The organism is Nocardiopsis sp. NPDC006139 (assembly GCF_040614155.1).
In the GTDB taxonomy this organism is placed as follows: domain Bacteria; phylum Actinomycetota; class Actinomycetes; order Streptosporangiales; family Streptosporangiaceae; genus Nocardiopsis; species Nocardiopsis changdeensis.
Map to the genome: position 1 here is coordinate 183743 of NZ_JBEXTT010000006.1, position 25156 is coordinate 208898.

A 25156-nucleotide genomic window follows, 5' to 3' on the forward strand; every position below is an offset into this window, starting at 1 on the left:
ATGAGCAACGAAACTCCCATCCAGTACGGCAAAGTCACCGCGACCTACTTCTGGGACGACGGTTCCGGCATCAACGGTGACACGGGCGCGCCCGCAGGCGGCGAGCCCATGCAGAAGGGCCTTTTCTCCAGCCCGAGCTGGCCGCTGGGTACCGAGGGCTACGTCGTTTACGAGGGCAAGAAGGCCGAATTCTTCATCGGTGACCGCGGCCCCGGCGTCCCCTCCCACGACTGCGACGTCCTGCTGGACATGGACGGCAAGACCTTCGCCGAACTGACCGGCGAGACCTGGGACGACACGAACTACACCGTCAGCGGCGGCAACGGCCACCTCTACGGCGTCGAGTACTACATCACCGAGTGGGGCGACGGCAACGGCACCGAGGGTGCCCCGCACCCCTTCCAGCAGCCTGAGAACAAGTGCGAGGACGCCGTCTCGCCGATCCCCGAGGAAGTCCTCAACGAGGAGTCCGAGGCGGAGAAGAAGGAAGAGGCGGAGAAGAAGGAGCAGGAGAAGGCCGAGAAGGCCGAGGCCGAGAAGAAGGAGGAGGCGGAGAAGAAGGAGGCCGAGGAGCAGGCCGCGGCCGAGGGCTCCGACGACTCCGAGGGCTCCGACGACTCCGGCGTGAGCGCCCAGACGGCCGCCAACGACCTCTCCGGCGTCCAGCTCACCGGTGCCGGCGACGGCGTCCTGGGCGGGACCGGCCTGCTGGCCCTGGCCATCATCCCGGCCATCCTCATCGCCCTGTTCTTCGCCTGGAACCGGCGTCCCGCCGGCGCCCACGCCGGCGCCGAGGACGAGGGCCGCGGCCTGACCGCCCAGAGCAGCGGCCGCCACAGCCTGGGCTCCCTGTTCGACCGCCTGCGAGGCCGCGGGTAGGGGGATCCCCGCCCGGCCTGCCGGGTCCCCGTGATCGCGGGGAGCCCGAGACGCCAGGTGTCCTCACGGACAAAGGACTCTCCGGGGCACGCGACCCGGCGGGCCGACGAAGGGCCGTGGTCTCGACGACCACGGCCCTTCGGCATGTCCGGGGGCGCGCCGGTCGCCGTCGACCGGCCCGCCCGCCGACCCCGTCGCGCCCGGGACCGCGGGTTCCGGCGGCGCCATTGCCGTCGGCGGTCTCCGGAGGCGTTCCCGGATCGGTGTACTCCGTGTCTTGAATATGAGGCGAATCACCCCATATTGTCGATGCCCCCACGCCGATACTGGACGAACTGCTCAGTAGCGCCGCCGCGCGATCCCCCGGGTCTCATGGGAGCGCGGCCTGAGCGGTATGAGGTAAGACACATGGCCGTGCCGTTGGACGACACCGACCGCCGCATCATCTCCCTGCTCCGCGACGACGGTCGCATGTCCATCCGGGCCGTGGCCGAACAGGCCCACATCTCCCGGGCCAACGCCTACTCCCGCCTGGAGCGCCTGCGCGACGAAGGGGTCATCCGCGGGTTCACCGCCGTCATCGACCCCGAGAAGTACGGCATCGGCCTGTCGGCCTACGTCTCGGTGCGCATCGAGCAGCACTCCTGGGAGAGGTTCCGCGAGTACCTGCGCGACATCCCCGAGGTCGACCACGCCGCCCTCGTCTCCGGCGACGTCGACCTGCTGCTGCTGGTCCGGGTCGCCGACGCCGGCGCCCTGCGCACCTTCGTCCTGGAGCGCCTGCAGCGCATCCCCGAGGTCAAGAGCACCCAGACCATGTTCATCCTGGACGAGCCGCCCCTGTGAGGGGAGGGGCCATTGGCCCCGCGAGTGGCCCTTTCCCGGCGGGTCCGGCGTCGGCAGGATGGGCCCATGCCCGACTACCGCGTGATCGACGCCTTCACCGACCGGCCGCTGGCCGGCAACCCCGCCGCCGTCCTCGTCCTGGAGGACGCCTACGACGACGCCTGGGCCCAGGGGGTCGCCGCCGAGTTCAACCTCTCGGAGACCGCCTTCGCCCGCCCGGTCGACGACCCCGGAGCCGACTACGAGCTCCGCTGGTTCACCCCCACCGTCGAGATCGACCTGTGCGGACACGCCACCCTGGCCACCGCCCACGCCCTGGTCGAACTCGGAGTCCCGGGGCCGTACCGGTTCAGCACCCGCAGCGGCCTGCTCACCGTCGCCGAGCGCGACGGGCGCCTGTGGATGGACTTCCCGGCCAAGCCCCCGGTGCCCGTCGCGGCCCCCGACGGGCTGGCCGAGGCGCTGGGGACCGAGCCCCTGTGGGTCGGCCTGGGCGGCGCGGACGACCTCCTCGTCGAGGTCGCCGACGAGGCGACGGTACGCGGCCTGGAACCCGACATCGCGGCCCTCGGCCGGCTGCCCTACCACCTGGTCATCCCCACCGCCCGCGCGGAGGAGGGCGTCGACTTCGTGTCCCGCGTGTTCGCCCCCCGGGTCGGCATCGCCGAGGACCCGGTCACCGGCCGCGCCCACACCGTGCTCGCCCCGTTCTGGGCCGAGCGGTTGGGCCGCAAGGAATTGTCCGCCCACCAGGCGTCGGCGCGCGGTGGTGACCTGCTGCTGGAGTGGCGGGGTGACCGCGTGCTCATCGGCGGTCACGCGGTCTCGGTGGCCCGGGGGGAGCTGAACCTCTAACGTGGACGCAGCGGGAGGGGTGCGCGGTGGGCGCGCACCCCTCCCGCTCCCGTACCCCCGCCCCCCCGACGCGAGGAGCACCCATGGAGCAGTGGGTCACCGAAGACGACATCCACGCCGCACGGACCCGCCTGGAGGAGGGGCACCCGGGCTGGGAGCGGCCGTCCGCCTTCGCCGTCGGGCGCGAGCGCGACGGCGAGCCGGCCTTCCCCGTGGTCAACGTCCCCGGCGCGATGCACGGCCTGCCCGCCGTCGTCCTGGGCCGGGTCCTGGGGCACACCCGCGGCACCGCCGTGTACGACCTGACCGCCGAGGACCTGCGCGCGGCCGAGCGGGGGCTCGCCCCGGCCCAGGCGTGCACCGTGTTCGACCACCCCAACCTGTTCGCCTGGCGGGACCTGCTGGACGACCTGCGGGACACCGACCGGCTCTTCGCGGTGTTCGTGCAGGACCCGGCCGACCCGCCGGTGGACGGGCGCGACCTCGCCTTCCGCCGCGCCGCCGAAAAGGCGACCGGCGGCCGGTGACCTGTGTCACCATAGGGGCATGTCGTTCGTACTGGTGTTCGTAGACGTGCAGGACAACTTCCTCGAGGGGGCCGAGGCGGTCCCGGACGCCGGGCCCCTGCGCGCCGAGCTCGCCTCCCTCCTCGACCGCGCCCGCTCCTCGGGCGCCCCGGTCGTGCACGTCCTCAACGACGGGGACGAGGGGGATCCCGACGAGCCGTTCGGCGAGGGCTGGCAGCCGACCTTCCCGGCCCGGGAGGACGAGCCGGTGTTCCGCAAGACCGGCCCGGACGCCTTCACCTCGCCGGGGCTGGCCGAGGCGCTCGCCGTCACCGGTGCCCGCGGGCTGGTCCTGGCGGGCTTCCAGAGCGAGTACTGCATCTCCGCGACGGGCCGCCGCGCCCGCGGCGAGGGCTACCGTGTGGTCCTCGCCGCGGGCGCCCACGGCACCTTCCCGGCGGACGGGGCGAGCGCGGCCGAGCGCGCCGCCGCCGTCGAGCGGGAACTGCGGGCCGACGGAATCGAGGTTTCCCCCGCGCGGGAGATCGAGTTCCGGTAAAAATGAAGGCGTGGCACCTCCCCACCCCTCCCGGGGAGGTGTCCGCACGGCCCCGGTGCACCCCCTTGGCGCCCGGGCCGTGTCCCACCCCGAAGGGCCGGACCCGGAAGTCGCACCGGGCCCGGCCCTTTCACGTGCGCTCCGCCACCGCTCCGGCCGGCATGCGGGGCGTCGTCCACAGGGGGCGGGCGGGGGCGGGCGGGACGGCCTAACCTGGCGGGGAGCACGGAACCTGAGTTCGGGGGAGCGGGAGATGGCGGAGCGGTACGGGGGCGGCCGGGGCGGGCGCGGGGGCCACGGGGGCCGGGGCGGCGGACGCCGGCCCGAGCCGGAGCCCATCCAGGGGGTGCGCGACGACGAGCGGCTCTCGCGGGAGCTGCTGCGGATGGACGGCGACTCCTACGGCCGCTACAAGTCCCTCAAGGGGGACTGGGACTTCGGGGACTTCACGCTGACCGTCCAGCGGGTGCAGGCCGACCCGTTCGCGCCGCCCTCGCGGATCCTGGTCGCGCTGCCCGACGCCGGCATTCCCAAGGACGCCTGGGCCGACCCCGTGCGCCGCCGGGCCACCGCCGACTTCCTGGGCCGCCGGGCCGGGCGGCTGCTGCGGCGCTCGCTGCTGCGCATCGACACCGGCGGGCAGGAGGTCCTGGAGCGCTCCTCCTGCCGGGTCACCGAGGGCGGCGGCCTGGAGCTGCGCATCGGTATCGACCTGCCCGGCCGCGGCCGCCGCATCGACGGCCGGGCCGCCGAGCGCGAGTTCTGCGACACCCTGCCCGGGGTGGTCGACGACCTGTACTGGGAGGCGGTCGACCGGGACGCCGCGCGGGCCTTCGCCGACAGCGTGGCCGACACGGTCGCCCTGCGCTCGGCGCTGGCGGAGCGGGGCCTGGTCGCGTTCGTCGCCGACGGGGCGGTCCTGCCGCGCCGCAGCGGGATCAGCGACGAGCCCATGGCCGAGGGCGCGGTCCCGTTCTCCTCGCCCGACAGCCTGCGCGTGTCGGTGGACCTGCCGCACCGGGGCGCGGTCACCGGCATGGGCGTGCCCGAGGGCGTCGTCCTCATCGTGGGCGGCGGCTTCCACGGCAAGTCGACCCTGCTGCACGCCCTGGAGCGGGGCGTCTACGACCACGTGCCGGGCGACGGGCGCGAACTGGTGGTCACCCGCGCCGACGCGGTCAAGATCCGCGCCGAGGAGGGCCGCCGGGTGGAGCGGGTCGACGTGGGCTCCTTCGTGCGCAACCTGCCCACCGGCGCCGACACCGCGGACTTCCGCACCGACAACGCCTCGGGCTCCACCTCGCAGGCCGCCAACATCTGCGAGGCCCTGGAGGCCGGGTCGCGCACCCTGCTGGTGGACGAGGACTCCACCGCCACCAACCTGATGATCCGCGACGAGCGCATGCAGGCCCTGGTGCACGGCGACCGCGAGCCCCTCGTCCCGTTCGTCGACCTGGTGCGGCCGCTGTACCGCGACCACGGCGTCTCCACGGTGCTGGTCATGGGCGGCAGCGGCGACTACTTCGACGTCGCCGACCACGTGGTCATGATGGACGCCTACCACCCGCACGACGTCGGCGAGCGCGCGCGGGGGCTGGCCCGGGAGCGGACGGACGCGGTGTTCACCGCACCGCGCGCCCGCCTCGTCGACCCGCGCTCGGTCGACCCCTCCGACGCGCGCGGCCGGTCCCGGATCAAGCGCCGCGACATGGACGTGCTGGTCTTCGGCGACGACGACGTCGACGTGCGCTCCATCGAGCAGTTCGTCGACCCGGGGCAGATCATCGGCGCCGGACTGGCCCTGCGCGCCCTCGACCTGCGGGACCGCACGCTCGCCGAGGCCCTGGACGCCCTGGAGGCCGAGCTGGCCGAACACGGGGTCACCCGGCTGGGCGCGGACTTCGGCGGCGACTACGCGCTGCCGCGCCGGCAGGAGGTCGCGGCGGTCCTCAACCGGCTGCGCTCCCTGCGGGTCCTCGGGCAGCGGTGGTGAATACGGGTCGGTAATCTGGGATACCGGGGTGAACGGCCCGAGGACGACCGGGAACACGGTGACGCCGGTCGGTGTTGGACTGCCACGCGGCCCCCTGAAACCCCGAGCTTTCTGGAGACGAGACCCCGGTGCGCAACCCAGCAGATCTGTACGAACTCCGACCCGGTTTCGACGACGTCGCCGGCCTGGCGATGCTGGTCGCCCTGGACGGCTTCGTCGACGCAGGCAACGCGGGCAGGCAGATGGTCGAGGAGCTGTTCGAACGCTTCGAGGCCGAGGAGATCGCGGTCTTCGACGTGGACCGCCTCGTCGACTACCGGGCCCGGCGCCCGCCCATGACCTTCGTCGAGAACACCTGGACGGAGTACCGGGCCCCCAAGCTGGCCCTGTACCGCATGCGCGACGCCGAGGGCAGCCCGTTCCTGGTCCTGCACGGCCCGGAGCCGGACCGCGAGTGGGAGGCCTTCACCGCCGCCGTCATCGGCCTGGTGGAGCGCTTCTCGGTGTCGCTGTCCCTGAGCGTCCACGGCATCCCCATGGCCGTGCCGCACACCCGGCCGGCCACGGTCACCCCGCACTCCACCCGCCCCGAGCTGGTCGAGGGCCACACGCCCTGGATCGGCCGGGTCGAGGTGCCCGGCAGCGCGGTGTCGCTGCTGGAGTTCCGGCTGGGCGAGGCCGGGCACGACTTCCTCGGCTACGCCGTCCACGTGCCCAGCTACCTGGCCCAGTCCACCTACCCGCGCGCGGCGCTGGCCGCCCTGCGGTACATCGCCGACGCCACCGGCCTGTCCCTGCCCGCCACGGGCCTGGAGGAGGTAGCCCAGGCCACGGACGTGGAGATCGCCGAACAGGTGAGCGCCTCCGAGGAGGTCCAGCGCATCGTCGTCAACCTGGAGCGCCAGTACGACGACATCATGTCCTCGCGGACCGACCCGGAGGACCGCCGGGTGCTCCCGCTGGCCGACGACGAGGCCGGCCTGCCCACCGCCGAGGAGCTCGGCGCTGAACTCGAACGCTTTCTCGCCGAGCGCGAGAGCGACGGAAACGGTTAAATTACAGTCGTGTTCTACCAGATCCTCTTCAGCTCGGTCCTGCGCCACCTGGACGCCGAGACGATCCACAAGGTGAGCTTCGGCGCCCTGCGCTGCGCCGCCGCCGTGCCCGGCGCGGCCGCGGCGGCCGAGCGGGTGCTGGGCCCGCGCGAGCCCGAGCTGACCGTGCGGGCGTTCGGCCGCGAGTTCCCCGGCCCGCTGGGCCTGGCCGCCGGGTTCGACAAGAACGCCGAGGGCCCCCGGGCCCTGGGCGCGCTCGGCTTCGGGTTCGTCGAGATCGGCACGGTCACCGCCCAGCCGCAGCCGGGCAACCCGCGCCCGCGCCTGACGCGCCTGGTGAAGGACCGGGCGATCGTCAACCGGATGGGCTTCAACAACGAGGGGTCGGCGCTGGTCGCCGAGCGCCTGCACCACCGGCGGGGCGGGCCCGGCCCGATCCTGGGGATCAACATCGGCAAGACCAAGGTCACGCCGGAGGAGGAGGCCGAGGGCGACTACGCCCTCAGCGCCCGGCGGCTGGCCCCCTACGCCGACTACATGGTGGTCAACGTCAGCTCGCCCAACACCCCGGGCCTGCGCAACCTCCAGAGCGTGGAGCGGTTGCGGCCGATCCTGTCCGCCGTGCGCGGGGCGCTGGCCGAGGCCGGGCGCCCGGAGCTGCCGCTGCTGGTCAAGATCGCCCCGGACCTGGCCGACGAGGACGTCGACGCGGTCGCCGACCTGGCCCTGGAACTGGGGCTGGACGGCGTCATCGCGACCAACACCACCATTTCCCGTGAGGGCCTGGCCTCCTCCGCCGAGGAGGTCGAGGCGGCCGGGGGCGGCGGCCTGTCCGGCGCGCCCCTGAAGGACCGCTCCCTGGAGGTGCTGCGCCGCCTGCGCGCCAGGGCCGGCGACCGGCTCACCCTCGTCGCGGTGGGCGGCATCGACACCCCCGAGGACGCCTGGGCCCGCATCCGGGCCGGGGCGACCCTGGTCCAGGGCTACACCGGCATGATCTACGGCGGCCCGCTCTGGCCGCGCCGCGTCCACCGCGGCCTGGCCCGCCTGGTCCGCGCCGCCGGGTACACCTCGATCGCCGACGCCGTCGGCTCCGAGGCCCCGGACACCGCGCCGGCCGCGAGCCCCGCCGCCACCGCCTGACCCGCACCGCACGGACCACCGCCGACGGCCCGGTCCGGGGCACCCCGCCCCGGGCCGGGCCGTCGGCGTGTCACCAGCTGCCGTCCCAGTCGGGCGGGTAGGTGCCGCCGGCCTCGGGGGCGAAGGCCTGCGACGCGGTCACGAAGACGTAGCCCTTCTCGCGCAGCCGCTCGATGATCTCCGGCAGGGCCGCGACCGTCGTGGGCTGCGGGTCGTGCAGCAGGACCACCCCGTTGGGCTCCACCAGGTCCACCACCCGGTCCGCGACCGTGTCCCGGTCGGACCCGGTCCAGTCCTCGCTGTCGACCGTCCACAGCACCTCGGCGAGCCCCTGCCGGGCCAGCTCCGCCTTGACACCGTCGTCGGTGGCCCCGAACGGCGGACGGAACAGCTCCACGGTGTACCCCGTCTGGCGGCGGATCCCCGCACCGACCATCGCCACCTGCGCGGGCAGCTCCTCCGGCGTGAACTCCTCCGTCATGCTCTCGTGCAGGTCGTTGTGGTTGCCCAGCTCGTGCCCCTCGGCGTAGATCCGCCGCGCCAGCCACGGCCGGGTCAGCAGCGGGTCGCCGTTGAGGAAGAACGACGCCGTCACCTCCTGCTCGGCGAGGATGTCCAGCACGTGCGCGGTCGCCTCCACCGGGCCGTCGTCGAAGGTCAGCGCCACGCACTTGGCCCCGGGATCGGTGCAGTCCACGTCGGGGCCGCGCTCGGTCACCACGCCCGGGGGCACCGGGGCGGACTCCAGGGCGGTGTCGGGCTCGGACACCGACAGCACCGGCTCCTCGGTGAGCGACGCGCTCCGGGCCCGCTCGCCCAGGTCCGACAGCAGGGGTCCGGCCCGCTCGGCGTCGATGACCGCGGCGATCCGCCCCGGGGACGCGTCCGGCGGGTGCCCCTCGACCACGGGCGACAGGTGCCCGTCGTCGAACTCCACGACCAGGTCGCCGGCGGCGTTGAACCCGATCGAGTCGTAGGTGCGCATGACCGGCAGCAGCCCCCGCGGGTCCACGTCGGGGTGGTCCGCGAGCTCCTCGCCCACCAGGCCGTTCAGCTCCGCCAGCGCGGCGTCGTCGGCCAGCAGCTCGGTGGCGTACCCGGTGTGCCCGGTCGACTCGTCGTACCAGTACGTCGCGTACGCCTGGCGCCTCCCGTGCAGGTCCTCCTCGGTGCCGACCAGGCGCACGCCCAGGACGCCCTCGCCGGCGGCCACGACCTCCCAGGCGATCTCCAGGCCCACGGGCTCCCGGCTGACCCCGCGGAAGTCCATGACCTCCCGGTCGATGTGCCCGTGCAGGGCGGTGGAGAACGCCTCGGCGCCCGGGAACTCCGGGTGGGCGACGGAGATCTCCACGTCCTCGGGGATGTAGGGGTGGTCGGGGAAGTCGTCCCCCTCGCCGCTCCACTCGGTGACCACGTCCCCGGGGCCGTCGACCAGTACGGTGATGGCCTCGCCGTCGGCCTCCTCCGGGGCGGCGGCCGGCGGGTTCTGACAGGAGGCCAGGGGGAGCACCAGGGCCACGGCGGCCCCCACCGCCCACGGGTGCCGGCGTGCGGCTCCCGCCCCGCGGGGGAGGGGCTGCTGCGGACGCGTACGGCTCGACGAGAACACCGGACTCCCTCATCCAGAACATGTGCACCGGGGCTGTTGGGTGCAACATAGGGGAATCCGGCGGCCCGGCCGTGACGCTGACCACATGTGGTCAGCCCCTGCGCTCTCGGTGACGGCCGCCGCCGTGCGCGGTGCCCCGGGCGGCCCCGGAGGGGGCCGCCCGGGGAAGGCGCGGCCTACTCCCCGGGGTCCTCCCCGGCGCCGTCCGAGGGCGCGTCCGAGGGCTGCTCGTCGGGCACGCCGTCCACGTACCGCTCGCCGGGCTCGGCGTCGCCCAGCAGCTGCGACACGGTCACCATCGTGTACCCCTGCGCGTCCAGCTCGCGGATGATCTTGTGCGAGGCCGCGATGGTGGTGGGGTGGATGTCGTGCATGAGGATGATCGCCCCGTCCGAGGCGCCCGCGATCGCCCGGTCCGCGACCACGGAGGGGTCCCGGTCCTTCCAGTCGTTGGTGTCGATGCTCCACAGGACCTGGGCCAGGCCCATGTCCCGGGTCACCGAGGCGACGCCGTCGTTGGTCGACCCGTACGGCGGGCGCATGAGGTCCATCGTGTACCCGGTCTCCCGGTACACCAGGGCCTGCACGCTGTTCAGGTTGTCGTGCACGCCGTCGGCCCCCAGCCCCGCCAGGTCGGGGTGGTTCAGGGTGTGGTTGGCCATCTCGTGCCCCTCGGCGTAGGTGCGCCGCACCGTGTGCGGGTGCTCCATCACCGGCAGGCCGGTGACGAAGAAGGTCGCCTTGGCGTCGTACTCGGCGAGCGTGTCCAGCAGCTCGGGGGTGCCCCCGCCGGGGCCGTCGTCGTAGGTCAGGGCCACGCACTTGACCTCGGGGTCGGCGCAGTCGACGGACTCGTCCACGGGGGAGATGACGCCCGGGACCGGCTCGTCCGCGACGCCGGAGCCCTCCCCGGGCGCGGCGGAGATGGCGAACTCCTCGACCCCGGTGGTGGCGGCGCGCAGCACCCGGCGCCCGAAGTCCGACAGCAGCGGCTCGGACTCGGCGCGCTCGACGACCGCGGTCAGGGGCCCGGCGTCGGCCGGGGCGACCTGCCCGGTGTCGAACTCCACGACCAGGTCGCCGTCGGGGTTGAACCCGACCGAGTCGTACAGCGACGCCACCGGCAGCACCGTCCCCGTCTCGGCGGCGTCGCCGAGGCGGTCGCGCACCAGGGTGTTGAGGGCGGCCAGCTCGTCCTGTCCGGCCAGCAGCGACTGCGAGCCGCGGGTGACGCCGTCACCGGTGTCGTACCAGTAGGTGGAGTGGAACTCCCGGGTGCCCTCGGAGTCGGTCTCCTCGCCCGTCATGCGCACGCCGACCAGGCCGTCGGAGGCGGCGGTGATGTTCCACCCCGCCGTGTAGGACTCCGCGCCCGGGTTGGCGGCGTCGAACGCCTCCACGTCGGCGCCCAGCCTCCCGCGCAGGAACTCCGTGAGCGGCTCGGCGTTGGGCAGCACCGGGAAGGACACCTCGGTGGCGACCCCGTCGTACTCCAGCTCCTCCGTCTCCACCCCGGTCAGGGCGGCCTCGTCGACCACGGTCAGCGCGTCGGGCTCGCCGGTGGCGGGGATGCGCTGCTCGATGGCGTCGGCCAGGCCGTGCGCCACGCCCCCGGCCGGGCCCGCCCCCAACGACTCCGGTGGTCGCACCGACAACAGCACCATGCCGGCCAGGACCACGAGGGAGACGCCCACCGTGATGACCGGGTGGTCGGGGGTCATGGCGGTTCGGGGCAGCTTGTTCACCAGGGGTTCTCCGCGTCCATTTCGCAGACGAACGTGCACGGGGCCGGCGGGGGCGCCACCGTGCGACGTCTTCATCGGGTGTGACGCCGCCCACGGGCGGAGGGTTCGGACTCCGGGGCGGCGAGGGGCACAGGGGGCATGCCGGGGGGCAGGGGCGAGGGGATGTCTCCCTATACTCGCAGGCGTGGAAGGTTCGTGCGCCATCCTTCCGCCCGGGGCGATCCCGGGCCGGTGGCGCGCGTCGCAAGAGGGAACCCGGTGCGAATCCGGGACTGCCCCGCAGCGGTGTACGGGAACGACCCCCGCCATGGAGCACTGGTGGACCGACCGGAGAGGTCGGGGACCGGGAAGCGGCGGGCATTAGGAGACCGGTGGCCCACCGGTCGCGCCCGTGAGTCCGAAGACCTGCCTCCACCCGGCGGCGCACCCGTGCCGCCGGTGGTCCCGTGCCCCGAGGGAGGGCCGAGGTCGGCACCCGTGGGCGCCCGTCGAGCGGCGCCCCACCGGCGTGCCCCCTCGCCGACCCCGGGCACGGTACCCGGCTTTCGACGAGGGAGAAGAAGCTTCATGAACACCTCCGGACCCGCCGTGCGGTCCACGGTGCACGGCTACCCGCGCATCGGTCCCGACCGCGAGCTCAAGCGCGCCGAGGAGTCCTACTGGAAGGGCGCCTCCACCGCCGCCGCCCTGGAGGAGGCCGCCGCCGGCCTGCGCCTGGACACCTACGCCCGGCTGCGCGCCGCCGGGATCGACGACATCCCCTCCAACACGTTCTCCTACTACGACCAGGTGCTGGACACCGCCGTCCTGTTCGGCCTGGTCCCGGAGCGGTTCGAGGACCCGTCCGCGGCCGCCGACGCCGACGGGCGGCTGCGCCGCTACTTCGCGCTGGCCCGCGGGGTCCAGGGCGCCCCGCCCCTGGAGATGACCAAGTGGTTCGACACCAACTACCACTACCTGGTCCCGGAGCTCTCCCCGGCCGTGCGGCCGCGCGTCGCCGGCGACAAGCCCGTCGCCGAGTTCCGCGAGGCCCTGGAGGCCGGGTACCCCACCCGCCCGGTGCTGGTCGGCCCGCTGACCTTCCTGCTGCTGTCCAAGGCCGCCGACGACGCACCGCGGGGCTGGTCGCCCATCGCGCTGCTCGACGACCTGCTGGAGGCCTACGGCCGCGTGCTGGCGGACCTGCGCGCCGCCGGCGCCGAGCAGGTGCAGCTGGACGAGCCGGTGCTGGCCACCGACGAGGGCCGCGCCGCCCTGGCCCACCTGGAGCGCGCCTACGGCGTCCTGGGCGGGCTCGCCGACCGCCCGGAGATCCTGGTCTCCACCTACTTCGGCTCCATCGGCGCCGACGCCCTGCGCGTCCTCAAGGAGTCCCCGGTCGAGGCCGTGGGCCTGGACCTCGTCACCGACGCCGAGGGGATCGCCGACCTGACCGCGGTCTCCGGTCTGGGCTCCACCCGCCTGGTCGCGGGCGTGGTCGACGGCCGCAACGTCTGGCGCACCGACGTCCCGGCCGCCGTCGCCACCCTGGGCACCCTGCTGGGCCTGGCCGACGGGATCTCCGTGAGCACCTCCTGCTCGCTGCTGCACGTGCCCATCGACCTGGACGCCGAGACCTCGCTGCCCCCGGAGCTGCGCGCGGCGCTGGCCTTCGCGGAGCAGAAGACCCGTGAGGTCGCGCTGCTGGGCAGGGTGCTGTCCGAGGGAACCGGGGACGGCTACGCCGCCGCCCCGGCCCCGGCCGGCGCGGCGTTCGTGGACGCGCGCGTGCGCGCCCGCCTGGAGGCCCTGGGCGCGGACGCCCACGAGCGGCCGCGGGAGCGCGGCGCCCCCGGCGTCCCGGCGCTGACCACGACCACCATCGGGTCGTTCCCGCAGACCGGCGGGCTGCGCCGGGCCCGCGCCGCGCACCGCCGCGGCGAGCTGGGAGAGGAGGAGTACAAGGCGATCCTGCGCGCCGAGATCGACCGGGTCATCGCGCTCCAGGAGGACATCGGCCTGGACGTGCTCGTCCACGGCGAGCCCGAGCGCAACGACATGGTCCAGTACTTCGCCGAGCAGCTCCGGGGCTACGCCACCACCGAGAACGGCTGGGTGCAGTCCTACGGCTCCCGGTGCGTGCGCCCGCCGATCCTCTTCGGCGACGTCTCGCGCCCGGAGCCGATGACGGTGGAGTGGACCACCTACGCCCAGTCGCGTACCGGGAAGCCGGTCAAGGGCATGCTCACCGGACCGGTGACCATGCTCGCCTGGTCGTTCGTGCGCACCGACCAGCCGCTGGGCGACACCGCCCGCCAGGTGGCACTGGCCCTGCGCGACGAGGTCGCCGACCTGGAGCGGGCGGGGATCCGCCACATCCAGGTCGACGAGGCCGCGCTGCGCGAGCTGCTGCCGCTGCGGGCGGAGAAGCGGCGGGAGTACCTGGACTGGGCCGTGGGCTCCTTCCGGCTGGCCACCTCCGGCGTCTCGCCGTCGACGACCGTCCACACGCACATGTGCTACTCCGAGTTCGGCCTGATCGTCGACGGCATCGAGGAGCTGGACGCCGACGTGACCAGCGTCGAGGCGGCCCGCTCGCGCATGGAGCTGGTGGAGGACCTGGGCCGCCGAGGCTACCGGCGGGGCATCGGCCCGGGCGTGTACGACATCCACTCCCCGCGGGTGCCGTCGGTGGAGGAGATCGAGGCGTCCCTGCGCCTGGCGGTGGAGCACATCGACGCCGGGAAGCTGTGGGTCAACCCGGACTGCGGTCTGAAGACCCGCGGCTACGAGGAGGTCGAACAGGCCCTGCGCAACATGGTCGAGGCCGCCCGCCGGGTCCGCGCGAGCCTGTAGGCGCCGCACCGGGAGGGACCGGCCCCGGAACGAAAGGGGGAGGGGCCGCGGCGGTCGCCGCGGCCCCTCCCTTCACGCTCTTCCGTGCGCCCGGTGGCCTACGGGTCAGGCGGACTCGAGCAGGGCGAGGGCGTCCTCGCCGGCCATGGTCATGGTCGCCTCGATGTCGTCGGGGAGCGTGAACTTCTCGACGTCGGCGTCGGAGGCGCTGAACGAGGGGCTCATCGTGTACGTGACCTCGATGGTGATGTTGCCCGAACGGATCAGCACGGCGGCGCGGGGGACGAACTGGCCGAGGAAGTCGTACTTCGTGGTGATGAAGACGGCCTCGTCGCCCAGGGGGAGCTCCTTGTCCTGGTCCAGGTGCTCGGAGTCGTACAGGGAGTACGAGCCCTCACCGCGGATGTTGGAGACGGCGTCCTGGTAGTCGGTCTTGGCGCCCTCGATGGAGTCCGACCCGGCGTAGGGGGTCTGGTACGTCACGTCGTAGGTCCCGAACATGGTGTCCGGGTTGCCCTCCGGCGGGGTGCCGCTGATGTCGGAGCAGGTGGAGCGGTTGTCGCTGGTGCTCTTGGAGCCGTCCTGGCCCATGAGCAGGCCCTCGGCCACGCGGTCGGTCAGGGCCTCGCAGGGCTCGATGGGCAGCGAGTACGGGGGCTCGCCCGCCGGGCCGCCGCCGCCCGCGGGCTCCTCGACCGGCTCCTCGCCGGCCGGGTCGGTCGCGGGGTCGCTGGCCTCGGTGCTCCCCTCCGGCGGGGAGGCGACGGTGCCGCCCTCGTCACCGCGGTTGGTGGCGAGCATGACGATGAGCGCGACCACGAGGACCACGATCACCGCGCCGCCGCCGATGACCACCCACAGGGCGGCCTTGCCGCCGCTCTTGGGCTGCTGCGGCGGCGGGTAGCCCCCGGGGGGGCCGTAGGCGGGCTGGCCGCCCGTGTACGCGCCCTGCTGGGCGTAGCCCGGCTGACCGCCCGTGTGGGGGTCGCCGTAGGGGCCGCCCGGCGGGCCGTAGGGAGGCTGCCCTCCCGAGCCGTCACCGCCGTAGGGGTTCTGCGGTGGCTGGTTGTAAGGTCCGTTTTCGCTCATGGCTCCCCTCGCCCGGATGATGTGTTGACGTGTTGTCTGGGACGCGTGTCGGCGCCTGTGGGTTCGTGTGACTTTCCGAAGTCGGGTCGAAAGGGACGCCGGTGACGTTCACACGGGCAGGGCGCGCCTTCCGTGGCCACCGAACCGCGGGCGAGGACGGGGGAGCGGGGGAGGAGCGGGCCCTGTGTGTCTCCAGGTGGCCCCGGTGTGGTGCTCCGGGGCGGCCGACGGGCGCGCCGCCGGCCGGGGACGTGAGCATCCTATTCGGCGCACCCCGGGGTAGGGCAGGCCGGGGCCGGGGAGCGAGAGCGAATCGTCACTGTTTCGTGTCGATCACGTGCACCGCTCGTTTCCGCCCGTCCATTCCCCGGGACGGCCGGGCGCGGCGGAGCGGCCAGCCGTCCCGGAGCGGGTCAGAACATCGAGATGTGCACGTGGTCGAAGTGGTTCTCGGTGATGCTGCCGCGGTCGGCCATCGCGCGCCAGCCGGTGTCGCCGCGCCGGACGTCCCAGATCTGCTGGCGGTAGATCACGTACATGATCCCCAGGCGGTCGGCGTTCTCGCGGGCCCACTCGGCGATGGCCCAGCCGCGGTCGACCTGCTCCTGGGAGGGCATCGACCCGTTGCCGTCCACCATGAAGTCGCAGGCCCGGCCCTTGGGGTGCTCTCCGACGACCCAGCCGCCGACCGCCCGGTAGCAGCCGACCCCGCCGACCTCGGTGCCCTCTCCGAACTCCTCGATGACCAGTTCGCGCATCTGCTCGGTCCGGGGGGTGATGTTGTACGGGCCGCCCATGGGCTGGTTCGGGTGGTCCGCGATCATCGCCTGGACCTCCTCGCGCCGCTCCTCCAGCGCCTCCAGGTCGGCCTCGGCCTCCTCCAGGGTCTCCTGGGCCGCCTCCTGGGCCTCCTCGTCGCGCTCCAGCGCCTGCTCCAGCTCGGCGATCTTGTCCTGGTTGCTCGACGCCAGGAAGTCGATGACCACGGCGCGGTCGATGACCTGGTCGGGGTCGGCGTCGACGAAGAGCGACATGGACGGGTCGATGCCGTTGCCGGTGTAGGAGGCGTACGCCAGGGCGCGGACCTGCTCCTTGGAGGCCTGGGCCTCCTCGGCGGTCTCCTCGGCCCGCTCGGTGGCGCGCTCGGCCTCCTGGATGACGCCCTCCATGTCGCGCAGCTCGCCGTTGTACTCCTCGCCCAGGGTCTCCGCGCGCTCGCGCAGGGACTCCATGCTCTCCGGCTCCATGGGCAGGGCCAGCGCCGGAGTCTGGGGCAGGGCGACGAGCGCCGCCCCCAGGGAGAGGGAGACGGCGATGACACGCGCCCGGCCGGCGCGGCGGCGCCGGGAGGGGGACAGGGCGGAGGCGGCGTCGGCCAGGGTCTCGCGCCAGGTCGCGGCCGGCGGATCGGGAGCCCAGAAGTCGGCGAACTCGTCCACTCGGCTCTGGTCATCGGGGTGCACGGTGTGGTCGCTCCTCGGGCCCGCGCACCCCCGGGCTCGGGGCGGGGCGGGCGCTGCATCTCGTCGATTTCCCGGCCGGGACCGCTCCCCGAGCACGGGGAGGAGGGGCGACGGTGCGTCGCCGGGGACCGGGAGGCCCGTGCCATCGTGAGCGGCGATCGGCGCTGGGCGATGGTAACGGGACGGTCATGAGTGTAAGCACTCCCGGGGTCATACGGGAGGGAACGGATGGTTTCCGAACCGACAAAAGGTGCGATGTGGCACAGATAACCTGGTTCTCGGGTGTGATTTCGGTGAACCGACCCGCCGTCCCATGGTTGAGTGGTGAGCGTGAAGGTTTCTGGACGACTCCCGGTGAAACCCACCGCCACCTGGGCGAACACCCCCATGTGGTGTGATGGGCGCTGTTGTCGCGCGTCCGCCTGACCCCCGCCTCCTCGACGCCCGCGGCCGACCGGTATCGGCCGAGCGGTAATTTTCGAGGATTTCCGCGCCCCGACCGCCGCACCGCCCGCCCCGGCGCGTCGCCTCCACCCGGTCCGGGACCGCTCCGTACGCTCTGACGTGGGCGTCGTCCCACGTCGAGCAGCTCCGCGCCCGTACGGCCCGTACGCCGACCCCGGGCGCCCTGACCAACGTCGATGGGAAGACCGTGATTGACGCAGTGGGCCTGCACAAGGTCTACAGGTTGAAGAAACACCGGGTGACCGCCCTGAACGGGGTCGACCTGCACGTGGAGCCCGGCGAGATCTACGGTGTCGTGGGCCAGAGCGGCGCGGGCAAGAGCACCCTGCTCCGCTCCGTCAACCTCCTGGAGCGCCCCGACGCCGGGACCGTCACCGTCGACGGCGAGGAGCTGACCTCCCTGCGCGGGGCGCGGCTGCGCACCGCCCGCCGCGGCATCGGCATGGTCCACCAGCACTTCGCGCTGCTCTCCTCGCGCACCGTCGCGGGCAACGTCGGCTTCCCCCTGGAGGTCTCCGGGGTCGGCCGCGCCGAGCGCCGCGAACGCGTGGGCGAGCTCCTGGAGCTGGTCGGCCTGGGCGACAAGGCGCGCGCCTACCCGTCCCAGCTGTCCGGCGGCCAGAAGCAGCGCGTGGGCATCGCCCGCGCCCTGGCCTCCCGCCCCAAGGTGCTGCTGAGCGACGAGGCCACCTCGGCCCTGGACCCGGCCACCACCGACTCGATCCTGGCCCTGCTGCGCCGCCTGCGCGACGAACTGGGGCTGACGATCCTGCTGATCACCCACGAGATGGACGTGATCAAGAAGATCTGCGACTCCGCCGCGATCATGGAGAACGGCGAATTCCGCGAGGCGGGCCGCGTGCTCGACCTCATCGGCACCCCCGGGTCGCTGCTGGCCCGCTCCCTCTTCCCGCTGCCGGACCTGGCGGGCCCCGACACGGTCGTCGTGACCTACCCCCGCTCGTTCGACGAGCCCCTCATGTCCGAGCTCACCCGCCGCTTCGACGTGGACGTCAACATCCTCGGCGGCGGCGTGGAGCAGGTCGCGGGCCAGTCCGTGGGCCGCCTGGGCGTGGACGTCCGCGGCGCCCGCCGCTCCGAGGCCCTGACCTACCTGTCCGAACACGGCCTGCTGGTCGAGGAGGCCGGAAAGTGACCACCCACACCGCCGACATCCTCTTCCTGGCCGCGGACACCGGGGCCGCGGGCCCGTGGGAGGCCGTGGTGGCCTTCCTCCGGGACTGGCCGAACATGTGGCCCAGCCTGTGGCTGGCCACCCAGGACACCGTCTACATGGTGCTGTGGGCGACGATCTTCAGCGTCCTGGTCGGCCTGCCGCTGGGCGTGCTGCTGGTCACCACCGACCGCGGCGGCCTCACCCCCGCGCCCGCGGTGCGCGCGGTCCTCAGCGCCATCGTCAACATCGGCCGCTCGCTGCCGTTCATCGTCCTGATGGTGGCGGTGCTGTCCCTGACCCGCTTCCTGGTCGGCACCACCCTGGGCCCGACGGCGGCGATCGTCCCCCTGAGCATCGGCGCGATCCCGTTCTTCGCCCGGCTGGTGGAGACCTCCCTGCGCGAGGTCGACCGCGAGGTCGTCGAGGCCGCGCACGCCATGGGCACCCGCAGGCTCACGATCGTCGGCAAGGTGATGCTGCCCGAGGCGCTGCCCGGCCTCATCGCGGGCCTGGTGATGACCGTGGTCGCCCTCATCTCCTACTCGGCGATGGCCGGCGCGATCGGCGGCGGCGGCCTGGGCGACCTGGCCATCCGCGAGGGCTACCAGCGCTTCAACGACCACTACCTGTGGGCCACCGTCATCCTGCTCATCGTCATCGTGCAGGCGGCGCAGAGCCTGGGCGACCTGCTGGTGCGCAGGCTCACCCGGCGCTGACCCGCGCACCGCGCCCCCCGGCCCCCCGCCCCCCGACATTCGTCCGACCCGTCTGGATTCCTGGATAGGAGATGCGATGACCGGAGACAGGGCAGGGGCGCCGTGGGGGCGCGCGCTGCGCGGGGCCGGGGCGGCGGCGCTCGCCGCCGCCGTGCTGGCGGCCTGCGGCAGTCCCAGCGAGCGCGCGGAGGAGGGGACCGACGCGGAGGGGCTCACCGTCCTGCGCGTCGGCGCGACCCCCACCCCCCACGCGGAGATCCTGCAGTTCATCGACGAGAACCTGGCCGCGGACGCCGGGCTGCGCCTGGAGATCGTCGAGTACACCGACTACAACCAGCCCAACGCCGCCCTGGCCGAGGGCGAGCTGGACGCCAACTACTACCAGACGGTGCCGTTCCTCGAGGAGTACCTGGCGGGGAACCCCGACGCCGACCTGAGCTACGTCTCCGACGTGCACCTGGAGGCGTTCGGCATCTACTCCCAGGACGCCGCCGACCTGGAGGACCTGCCCGAGGGCGCCGAGATCGGGGTGCCCAACGACACCTCGAACATGGGCCGGGCCCTGCACCTGCTGGCCGACGCCGGCGTGATCACCCTGGCCGAGGACGCCGGGGACTCGCCCGGGGTGGACGACATCGAGGACGACCCGCTGAACGTCACCGTCACCCCGGTGGAGGCGGCCCAGCTGCCGCGTTCGCTCCAGGACCTGGACGCGGCCGTGGTCAACGGCAACTACGCCCTGGAGGCGGACCTGCCGGCGACGGCCAACGCGCTGGCCTGGGAGGGCACCGAGAACAACCCGTACGCCAACGGGCTGGTCGTGCGGTCGGAGGACGCGGGCGCCGAGGACATCGTGCGGCTGGACGAGCTGCTGCACGGCCCGGAGGTCCGCGACTTCATGGAGGAGCGCTGGCAGGGGATCGTCATCCCGGTCGGCGGGCAGGCCGAGCCGACCGCCTCGGAGTCCCCGGAGTAACGTGTGCGCGGGGCGCCGTCCGGACGCCGCGCCCCGCGCCGACCACTCGTAACGGTTGGGTTTCGGGGTTACTTTCGTCGATTGACACAAGGTGTCCGGTCTGCTTGTTTTATGGGAGCGCTCCCATACGCGATGTCCCCTCGTCATGGAAGGTGCGTACCGAACAAGTGAGCAACCGCAGCGATTTCCCTGAGGACTTCCTCTGGGGGGCGGCCACCGCCTCGTTCCAGATCGAAGGCGCCACCACGGCCGACGGCCGCGGCCGCAGCATCTGGGACACCTTCGCCGAGACCCCCGGCAAGGTCCTGGGCGGCGACACCGGCGACCCCGCCGACGACCACTACCACCGGTACCCGGAGGACGTCGCGCTCATGAGCCGGCTGAACCTGGGCGCCTACCGGTTCTCCATCGCCTGGCCGCGCATCCTCCCCGAGGGGAGCGGCAAGGTCAACCAGGCCGGGCTCGACTTCTACAACCGCCTGGTCGACACCCTGCTGGAGGCCGGGATCCAGCCCTGGGCCACCCTCTACCACTGGGACCTGCCCCAGACCCTGGAGGACGCCGGCGGCTGGCCCGCGCGCGACACCGCGTACCGGTTCCGCGACTACGTGCAGATCGTGGCCGACTCGCTCGGCGACCGCGTCTCCAACTGGATGACCATCAACGAGCCCTGGTGCTCGGCCTTCCTCGGCTACGAGAACGGCCACCACGCGCCCGGGCACCGCGACCCCGCGGCGGCCCTGGCCGCCTCCCACCACCTGCTGCTCGGGCACGGCCTGGCCGCCCAGGCCATCCGCTCCACCGGCCACCCCTCCCGGGTCGGCCTCGCCCACAACCAGGCGGTCATCCGGCCCCACGGCCCCAGCGCGGCCGACGCCCGCTCCGCCCGCAGGGCCGACGGGGTGCGCAACCGCATCTTCACCGACCCGCTGCTCAAGGGCACCTACCCCGCCGACGTGCTGGAGGACCTGGCGTCCGTCAGCGACTTCTCCTTCATCCACGACGGCGACCTGAAGACCACCTCGGCCCCGCTGGACTTCCTCGGGATCAACTACTACTCGCCCGAGTTCGTCGCCGCCTCCGCCAAGGGCCTGGACCCGGCGCTGGTCAGCGGCGAGGGCGGCGCCTGGCTCGGCGCCGAGCCCGAGGAGGTGCACGTCTCCCAGGGCCTGCCCGTCACCCACATGGGCTGGGAGATCGACCCGACCGGCCTGTACGACGTGCTGCTCCGCCTGGCCGGCGAGAGCGGCGGCATCGACCTGTACGTCACCGAGAACGGCTGCGCCTTCGAGGACACCGTCACCGAGGACGGCAGGGTCCACGACACCGACCGGCTCGACTACTACGAGGGCCACCTGAGGGCCGCGAAGGAGGCGATCCACGCCGGGGTGCCCTTGCGCGGATACTTCGCCTGGTCGCTTCTGGATAATTTCGAGTGGGCGTGGGGATACTCCCGCCGTTTCGGGATCGTGCACGTCGACTACGAAACGCAGGTGCGCACGGTCAAGGACAGCGGCGAGTGGTACTCCCGCCTGGCGGCCACGGGACGGTTCCCGGAACGCTAGAACAGGCATGCCGCCCCCGGAGGGGGCGGACGACCAAGGCCGCCGCGGCCGGTGACCCCGGCCGCGGCGGCGTACGATTTTCCCAGAGGGAGCACGCGAAGTGGCCAAGAGCGGTGACGGTGGCGGTCGGCGGCGTCCGACCCTGGAGATGGTGGCCGAGCGGGCCGGGGTCGGCCGCGGGACCGTCTCCCGGGTGATCAACGGGTCGGCGCAGGTGAGCCCGCGCACCCGGGAGGCGGTCCACAACGCGATCGCCGAACTGGGCTACAGCCCCAACCAGGCCGCGCGCACCCTGGTCACCCGGCGCACGGACACGATCGCCCTGGTGGTCTCCGAGCTGCGCGACCGGCTCTTCTCCGACCCGTTCTTCGCCGACATCGTCCGCGGCGTCAGCTCGGTCCTGCACGAGCGCGACCTCCAGCTGATGCTCACCACCGCCCGCAGCGAGGCCGAGCACAAGCGGGTCGGCGACTACCTCAGCGGCTTCCACGTGGACGGCGCCCTCCTGGTGTCCCTGCACCGCGACGACCCCCTGCCCCGGCGCCTGGCGGCGGCGGGCGTGCCGGTCGTGCACGGCGGCCGGCCGCTGGCCGAGGTGCCCTCCCCGTTCTGGGTCGACATCGACAACGTCGGCAGCGCCGAGAAGGCGGTCCGCTACCTCGTGGAGAAGGGCCACCGCCGGGTCGCCACCGTCACCGGCCCCCTGGACATGTACGCCGGCGTGGAGCGCCTGCGCGGGTACCAGCGGGTCATGGCCGAGGCGGGCATCGAGATCGAGGACCGCCTCGTGGTCCAGGGCGACTTCAGCGTCGAGGGCGGCGCCGAGGCCATGGAGCGGCTGCTCGACGGCGGGCCCGCGCCCGACGCGGTCTTCATCGCCTCCGACATGATGGCGATCGGCGGGCTGCGGGTCCTGCGCGCCCGCGGGCTGCGGGTGCCCGAGGACGTCGCGGTGGTCGGCCACGACGACACCCTCATGGCCCACTACAGCGACCCGGCGCTCACCACGGTCCACCAGCCCTCGGTCCAGATGGGCCAGGAGATGGCGCGCCTGCTGGTGGACGTCGCGATCCCGCGCGCGGCCGAGTCCGAGACCGTCATGCTCGACACCCGCCTGGTGGTCCGCGAGTCCGCCTGACCGGCCCGGACGCCCCTTCCGGGCGGTCCGGTACGGGCCGGGCGGGCACCGGGGCGCCCCGGCGGGTGGACGTGTGCAGATGCATGTGCAAGGCTGGTCGCGACTTCGCGGGAGACGGTGGGGGCGCATGAACCCGATGCGGGAACCGACGCACACGCGGTGTGCCATCTCCTCGTGCGAATGGTGCGACCGGGACGGCCTCGACTGCCGGTTCTGCTCGGGTACCGGATGGTGGCGGCCCGAGCGCCCGCACCGGGACACGAGTGGGATCATCGTGTGGCTCCGGGTCGACGAACCGTGCCGGGGATGCGCCGGCACCGGCAAGGAGCACAGCCCGACCGTGGCGATCTGAGGATCCCGCCGCCGCGGTCCGGACGAGGCGGGGGACCGAGGAGGATGCGGTGCGCTGGGTGACCTACCTGTCCCCGAGTGGCGGCGGCGAGCGAGTGGGGGCGCTGGACGACGGCGACGTGCTGGGCGTGCCCGACCCCCGGAGCCTGGACGAGCTGCTGGCCGACGGGGTGCCCGCCCTGGCCGGGGTGCTGGCCAGCACCCGCCGGGCGCCCATCGAGATCATCGTCGAGTGGGAGGCGCGCATGTGCGCCCCGCTCTCCCCGTCCTCCCCGGTGGCCGTCCTGTCCGGCGGCGACGTCTGGGAGGTCCCCCCGCGCCTGGTCGGCGCCGTGGACGACCCCGTCCCCGCCACCGCCCACAGCGCCCGTGTGGGCCTCGCGGCGGTCGCCGGCGCTCCGGGGCGGGTCGACGCCCGCACGCCCGCCTGCCTGTGGCTGGACGCCGCGGGGGAGCCCGTCCTGCTCGGCCTGGGCCCGGTCCTGGTCACCTCCGACGAGCCGATCGCGGACTGGGAGGCGGCCGTGGAGGTCGAGGGCACCGAGCGCGGGCGCGCCGTGCTGGACCCCGGGGACCCCTGGCTGTCCCGGGAGGCGGGCCGGGTGAACGCCCTGCTGCCGGTGGACGCCGGTCCGCTGGCCGAGGGCGACGAGGTGTTCGTGGACCTGGGCGAGCTGGGCTCCTACGAGGTCAGGGTCGGCTCCCGGGTCTGACCCGGCACGCACCGTCGGGGCCCGCCCTAGGGCGTGTACTCCCAGTGCCAGGGCTCGAAGCCGCCGCGCGCCCAGGGCGGGTTGTCCCAGCCGAACCCCGGGGCCCGGTCGAGCATCCATTCGTGCTCGGGGCTGCCCGGGACGTTCACGCCCCCGCACAGGTCGACGGCCAGCCCCATCCCGTGCGTGCTGGTCCCCGGCCGGGCCGCCATGCCGGGCAGCATCTGCTCGAACAGCGACACCTGCTCGTGGTAGGGGCGGTAGGAGTCGGTCACGCACATCGCGCGCCCGAACCTCTCGCGGTAGGCGGCGTCCAGGTCGATGAAGGCCGCGGCGGCGTCGGCGCGCAGCCGCTCCCCGGGCTGGGGGAGCGGGCACAGCAGCGAGTCGGGGATGCGCCCGTTGGAGTGCGCCGACACGTCGCCCCCGGCGCAGGCGGGGGCGTCCTCCACAGGACCGGTCCCGGCGCCCGGCTCGGGTCCGGGCAGGGCCCCGGACGCCGGGGCGTCCCTCGCCTCGCGCGGCGCGCCGCCCCCGGCCTCCCGGCGGGCCTCCAGCCGGGTCTGCTCGGCGATCAGCCCGGCGAGGGCCTCCTCCTGGACCCGGATCGCCTCCTCGGCCTCCTCGCGCGCCTCGTCGGCCCGCTCGGTCGCCTCCTCCTGTTCGCGCTCGGCCTCCCGCGCCGTCTCGGAGTGCGTGTCCGCGGCGACCCCGGCCGCGCGGGCCCGGCCCAGCTCCGCGGAGCGGTGGTCTCCGATCAGCGACAGGTCGGCGGCCAGGTCCAGCATCCCCGCCGGTCCCTGGGCCCCGAACAGGGCGCGGGCGGGCGACAGGTCGGCGCCCTTGTAGACGGCGGCGGCCTGGCGGGCGACGGCCAGCCGGGAGGCCTCCCCGCGCGCCCGGGTCTCGGCGACGCGCTCCCGGGCGGACTCCCCCTCCTCGGCGAGCTCCTCCAGGAGCTCGCGTTCGGCGATGTACTCCTCGATCCGCTCCCCGGCCTCGGCGCGCAATCCCTCCAGTTCGGCGCGCAGTGTCGCCAGCTCGACCACGGGGTCTTCGGCGGCGGCGGGGGAGGGGCAGGAGAACGCCGCGAGCACGGCGAGGCCCACGGGAAATGCGAACCTGACCGAAAATGCGGGCCCGGCGGAGCGGACCCGCGCTGGGCTGCCCGAACGTTCCGCTTTTCGGTCATTACCCAGTGTGTTCGACGATGGACGCAATACCGCGCACATGCCCGCTTCCTCCCCCGGACCTGCGTGTACGTATTGTCACGATGTCATGTCGAGGTGGTCTTGATGGGGAAGCCGATGGTGTGTCCAAAAAGTTACCCGAACGCCCGGTCGGGTTTCGGTCCCCATGGCTGACCAGGGAGATTGGTAATAATGCCGACAATGACGGCATTATGGGGCCCGGTGAGCGAAGTGATCTTGCTCTGTGGGCCCCGAACGCCCGCAGCGATCCCTTCGCCCCCATTG

21 protein-coding genes and 1 riboswitch are annotated in these 25156 nt (G+C 73.5%); of the genes, 16 read left to right on the forward strand and 5 right to left on the reverse strand.

From position 1 onward, the window contains the following. The 8 genes from ABZ249_RS10115 to ABZ249_RS10150 all read left to right on the forward strand — a co-directional run bounded on the left by ABZ249_RS10115 (position 1) and on the right by ABZ249_RS10150 (position 7836). Positions 1-879, forward strand: coding sequence for a hypothetical protein (locus ABZ249_RS10115; RefSeq protein WP_355259956.1), 879 nt, complete (start codon positions 1-3; stop codon positions 877-879). Between the two features lie 408 nt (positions 880-1287). Then, positions 1288-1725 (forward strand): Lrp/AsnC family transcriptional regulator, encoded by a 438-nt coding sequence (locus ABZ249_RS10120; RefSeq protein ID WP_220562578.1) that lies wholly within the window; start codon positions 1288-1290, stop codon positions 1723-1725. A 66-nt stretch (positions 1726-1791) separates the two neighbouring features. Beyond that, the gene (locus ABZ249_RS10125) at positions 1792-2580 is read left to right on the forward strand and encodes a PhzF family phenazine biosynthesis protein (protein WP_355259959.1); all 789 of its coding nucleotides are present in this window, start codon (positions 1792-1794) and stop codon (positions 2578-2580) included. Positions 2581-2663: 83 nt separating this feature from the next. Further along, complete coding sequence (locus tag ABZ249_RS10130) at positions 2664-3107, forward strand: hypothetical protein (protein WP_355259962.1); 444 nt, start codon at positions 2664-2666, stop codon at positions 3105-3107. Between the two features lie 19 nt (positions 3108-3126). Further along, positions 3127-3645, forward strand: coding sequence for an isochorismatase family protein (locus ABZ249_RS10135; RefSeq protein WP_355259965.1), 519 nt, complete (start codon positions 3127-3129; stop codon positions 3643-3645). A gap of 253 nt (positions 3646-3898) precedes the next feature. Next, positions 3899-5638 carry an ABC-ATPase domain-containing protein gene (locus ABZ249_RS10140; RefSeq protein WP_355259967.1) on the forward strand — a complete coding sequence of 580 codons (1740 nt, stop codon included), beginning with the start codon at positions 3899-3901 and terminating at the stop codon, positions 5636-5638. Positions 5639-5766: 128 nt separating this feature from the next. Then, positions 5767-6693, forward strand: coding sequence for a PAC2 family protein (locus ABZ249_RS10145; protein WP_220562573.1), 927 nt, complete (start codon positions 5767-5769; stop codon positions 6691-6693). A gap of 9 nt (positions 6694-6702) precedes the next feature. Next, a complete protein-coding gene (locus ABZ249_RS10150) occupies positions 6703-7836 on the forward strand; it encodes a quinone-dependent dihydroorotate dehydrogenase (RefSeq protein WP_355259971.1) in 1134 nt (377 codons plus the stop codon). 70 nt (positions 7837-7906) lie between these two features. On the opposite strand, the gene ABZ249_RS10155 is transcribed toward ABZ249_RS10150, so the two are convergent. Next, positions 7907-9358, reverse strand: a complete 1452-nt coding sequence (locus tag ABZ249_RS10155; RefSeq protein WP_355259974.1) for a polysaccharide deacetylase family protein — start codon at positions 9356-9358, stop codon at positions 7907-7909. A 266-nt stretch (positions 9359-9624) separates the two neighbouring features. Continuing rightward, entirely contained in the window at positions 9625-11169 is a 1545-nt protein-coding gene (locus tag ABZ249_RS10160) for a polysaccharide deacetylase family protein (RefSeq protein ID WP_355260263.1), read from the reverse strand. A gap of 254 nt (positions 11170-11423) precedes the next feature. Further along, positions 11424-11603, forward strand: a riboswitch (cobalamin riboswitch). Positions 11604-11760: 157 nt separating this feature from the next. Between ABZ249_RS10160 and metE the strand changes: the two genes are divergently transcribed. Then, positions 11761-14028 carry a 5-methyltetrahydropteroyltriglutamate--homocysteine S-methyltransferase gene (gene metE / locus ABZ249_RS10165; RefSeq protein WP_355259977.1) on the forward strand — a complete coding sequence of 756 codons (2268 nt, stop codon included), beginning with the start codon at positions 11761-11763 and terminating at the stop codon, positions 14026-14028. 105 nt (positions 14029-14133) lie between these two features. Here the strand turns inward: metE and ABZ249_RS10170 are convergent, their stop codons facing one another. Together ABZ249_RS10170 and ABZ249_RS10175 are read right to left on the reverse strand one after the other, a co-directional pair. Beyond that, complete coding sequence (locus ABZ249_RS10170) at positions 14134-15117, reverse strand: DUF3558 domain-containing protein (protein WP_355259980.1); 984 nt, start codon at positions 15115-15117, stop codon at positions 14134-14136. 413 nt (positions 15118-15530) lie between these two features. After that, positions 15531-16580 (reverse strand): hypothetical protein, encoded by a 1050-nt coding sequence (locus ABZ249_RS10175; protein ID WP_355259982.1) that lies wholly within the window; start codon positions 16578-16580, stop codon positions 15531-15533. 664 nt (positions 16581-17244) lie between these two features. Between ABZ249_RS10175 and ABZ249_RS10180 the strand changes: the two genes are divergently transcribed. From ABZ249_RS10180 to ABZ249_RS10210, 7 genes are all read left to right on the forward strand, one after another. Then, entirely contained in the window at positions 17245-18201 is a 957-nt protein-coding gene (locus ABZ249_RS10180; RefSeq protein WP_220565275.1) for an ATP-binding cassette domain-containing protein, read from the forward strand. Further along, complete coding sequence (locus tag ABZ249_RS10185) at positions 18198-18938, forward strand: methionine ABC transporter permease (protein WP_220562567.1); 741 nt, start codon at positions 18198-18200, stop codon at positions 18936-18938. Before ABZ249_RS10180 ends, ABZ249_RS10185 begins: the two co-directional genes overlap by 4 nt. A gap of 76 nt (positions 18939-19014) precedes the next feature. Continuing rightward, positions 19015-19914, forward strand: coding sequence for a MetQ/NlpA family ABC transporter substrate-binding protein (locus ABZ249_RS10190; protein ID WP_355259985.1), 900 nt, complete (start codon positions 19015-19017; stop codon positions 19912-19914). Positions 19915-20081: 167 nt separating this feature from the next. Continuing rightward, positions 20082-21479: a GH1 family beta-glucosidase gene (locus ABZ249_RS10195; RefSeq protein ID WP_355259988.1), complete on the forward strand. Its 1398-nt coding sequence runs from the start codon at positions 20082-20084 to the stop codon at positions 21477-21479. 100 nt (positions 21480-21579) lie between these two features. Beyond that, complete coding sequence (locus tag ABZ249_RS10200; RefSeq protein WP_355259991.1) at positions 21580-22617, forward strand: LacI family DNA-binding transcriptional regulator; 1038 nt, start codon at positions 21580-21582, stop codon at positions 22615-22617. 127 nt (positions 22618-22744) lie between these two features. After that, entirely contained in the window at positions 22745-22969 is a 225-nt protein-coding gene (locus ABZ249_RS10205) for a hypothetical protein (RefSeq protein WP_255646766.1), read from the forward strand. 49 nt (positions 22970-23018) lie between these two features. Continuing rightward, positions 23019-23681: a hypothetical protein gene (locus ABZ249_RS10210; RefSeq protein ID WP_355259994.1), complete on the forward strand. Its 663-nt coding sequence runs from the start codon at positions 23019-23021 to the stop codon at positions 23679-23681. A 26-nt stretch (positions 23682-23707) separates the two neighbouring features. Here ABZ249_RS10210 and ABZ249_RS10215 read toward each other — a convergent pair whose 3' ends face one another. After that, a complete protein-coding gene (locus ABZ249_RS10215) occupies positions 23708-24790 on the reverse strand; it encodes a M15 family metallopeptidase (RefSeq protein ID WP_355259997.1) in 1083 nt (360 codons plus the stop codon). Positions 24791-25156 lie beyond the last annotated feature (366 nt).

Excerpts from the sequence above, each read along its gene's own strand:
- ABZ249_RS10140 (WP_355259967.1), top strand. The coding sequence starts at position 3,899 with ATGGCGGAGCGGTACGGGGGCGGCCGGGGCGGGCGCGGGGGCCACGGG.
- ABZ249_RS10130 (WP_355259962.1), top strand. The coding sequence starts at position 2,664 with ATGGAGCAGTGGGTCACCGAAGACGACATCCACGCCGCACGGACCCGC.
- ABZ249_RS10135 (WP_355259965.1), top strand. The coding sequence starts at position 3,127 with ATGTCGTTCGTACTGGTGTTCGTAGACGTGCAGGACAACTTCCTCGAG.
- ABZ249_RS10170 (WP_355259980.1), bottom strand. The coding sequence starts at position 15,117 with ATGAGCGAAAACGGACCTTACAACCAGCCACCGCAGAACCCCTACGGC.
- ABZ249_RS10205 (WP_255646766.1), top strand. The coding sequence starts at position 22,745 with ATGAACCCGATGCGGGAACCGACGCACACGCGGTGTGCCATCTCCTCG.
- ABZ249_RS10120 (WP_220562578.1), top strand. The coding sequence starts at position 1,288 with ATGGCCGTGCCGTTGGACGACACCGACCGCCGCATCATCTCCCTGCTC.
- ABZ249_RS10115 (WP_355259956.1), top strand. The coding sequence starts at position 1 with ATGAGCAACGAAACTCCCATCCAGTACGGCAAAGTCACCGCGACCTAC.
- ABZ249_RS10125 (WP_355259959.1), top strand. The coding sequence starts at position 1,792 with ATGCCCGACTACCGCGTGATCGACGCCTTCACCGACCGGCCGCTGGCC.
- metE (WP_355259977.1), top strand. The coding sequence starts at position 11,761 with ATGAACACCTCCGGACCCGCCGTGCGGTCCACGGTGCACGGCTACCCG.
- ABZ249_RS10160 (WP_355260263.1), bottom strand. The coding sequence starts at position 11,169 with ATGACCCCCGACCACCCGGTCATCACGGTGGGCGTCTCCCTCGTGGTC.
- ABZ249_RS10190 (WP_355259985.1), top strand. The coding sequence starts at position 19,015 with ATGACCGGAGACAGGGCAGGGGCGCCGTGGGGGCGCGCGCTGCGCGGG.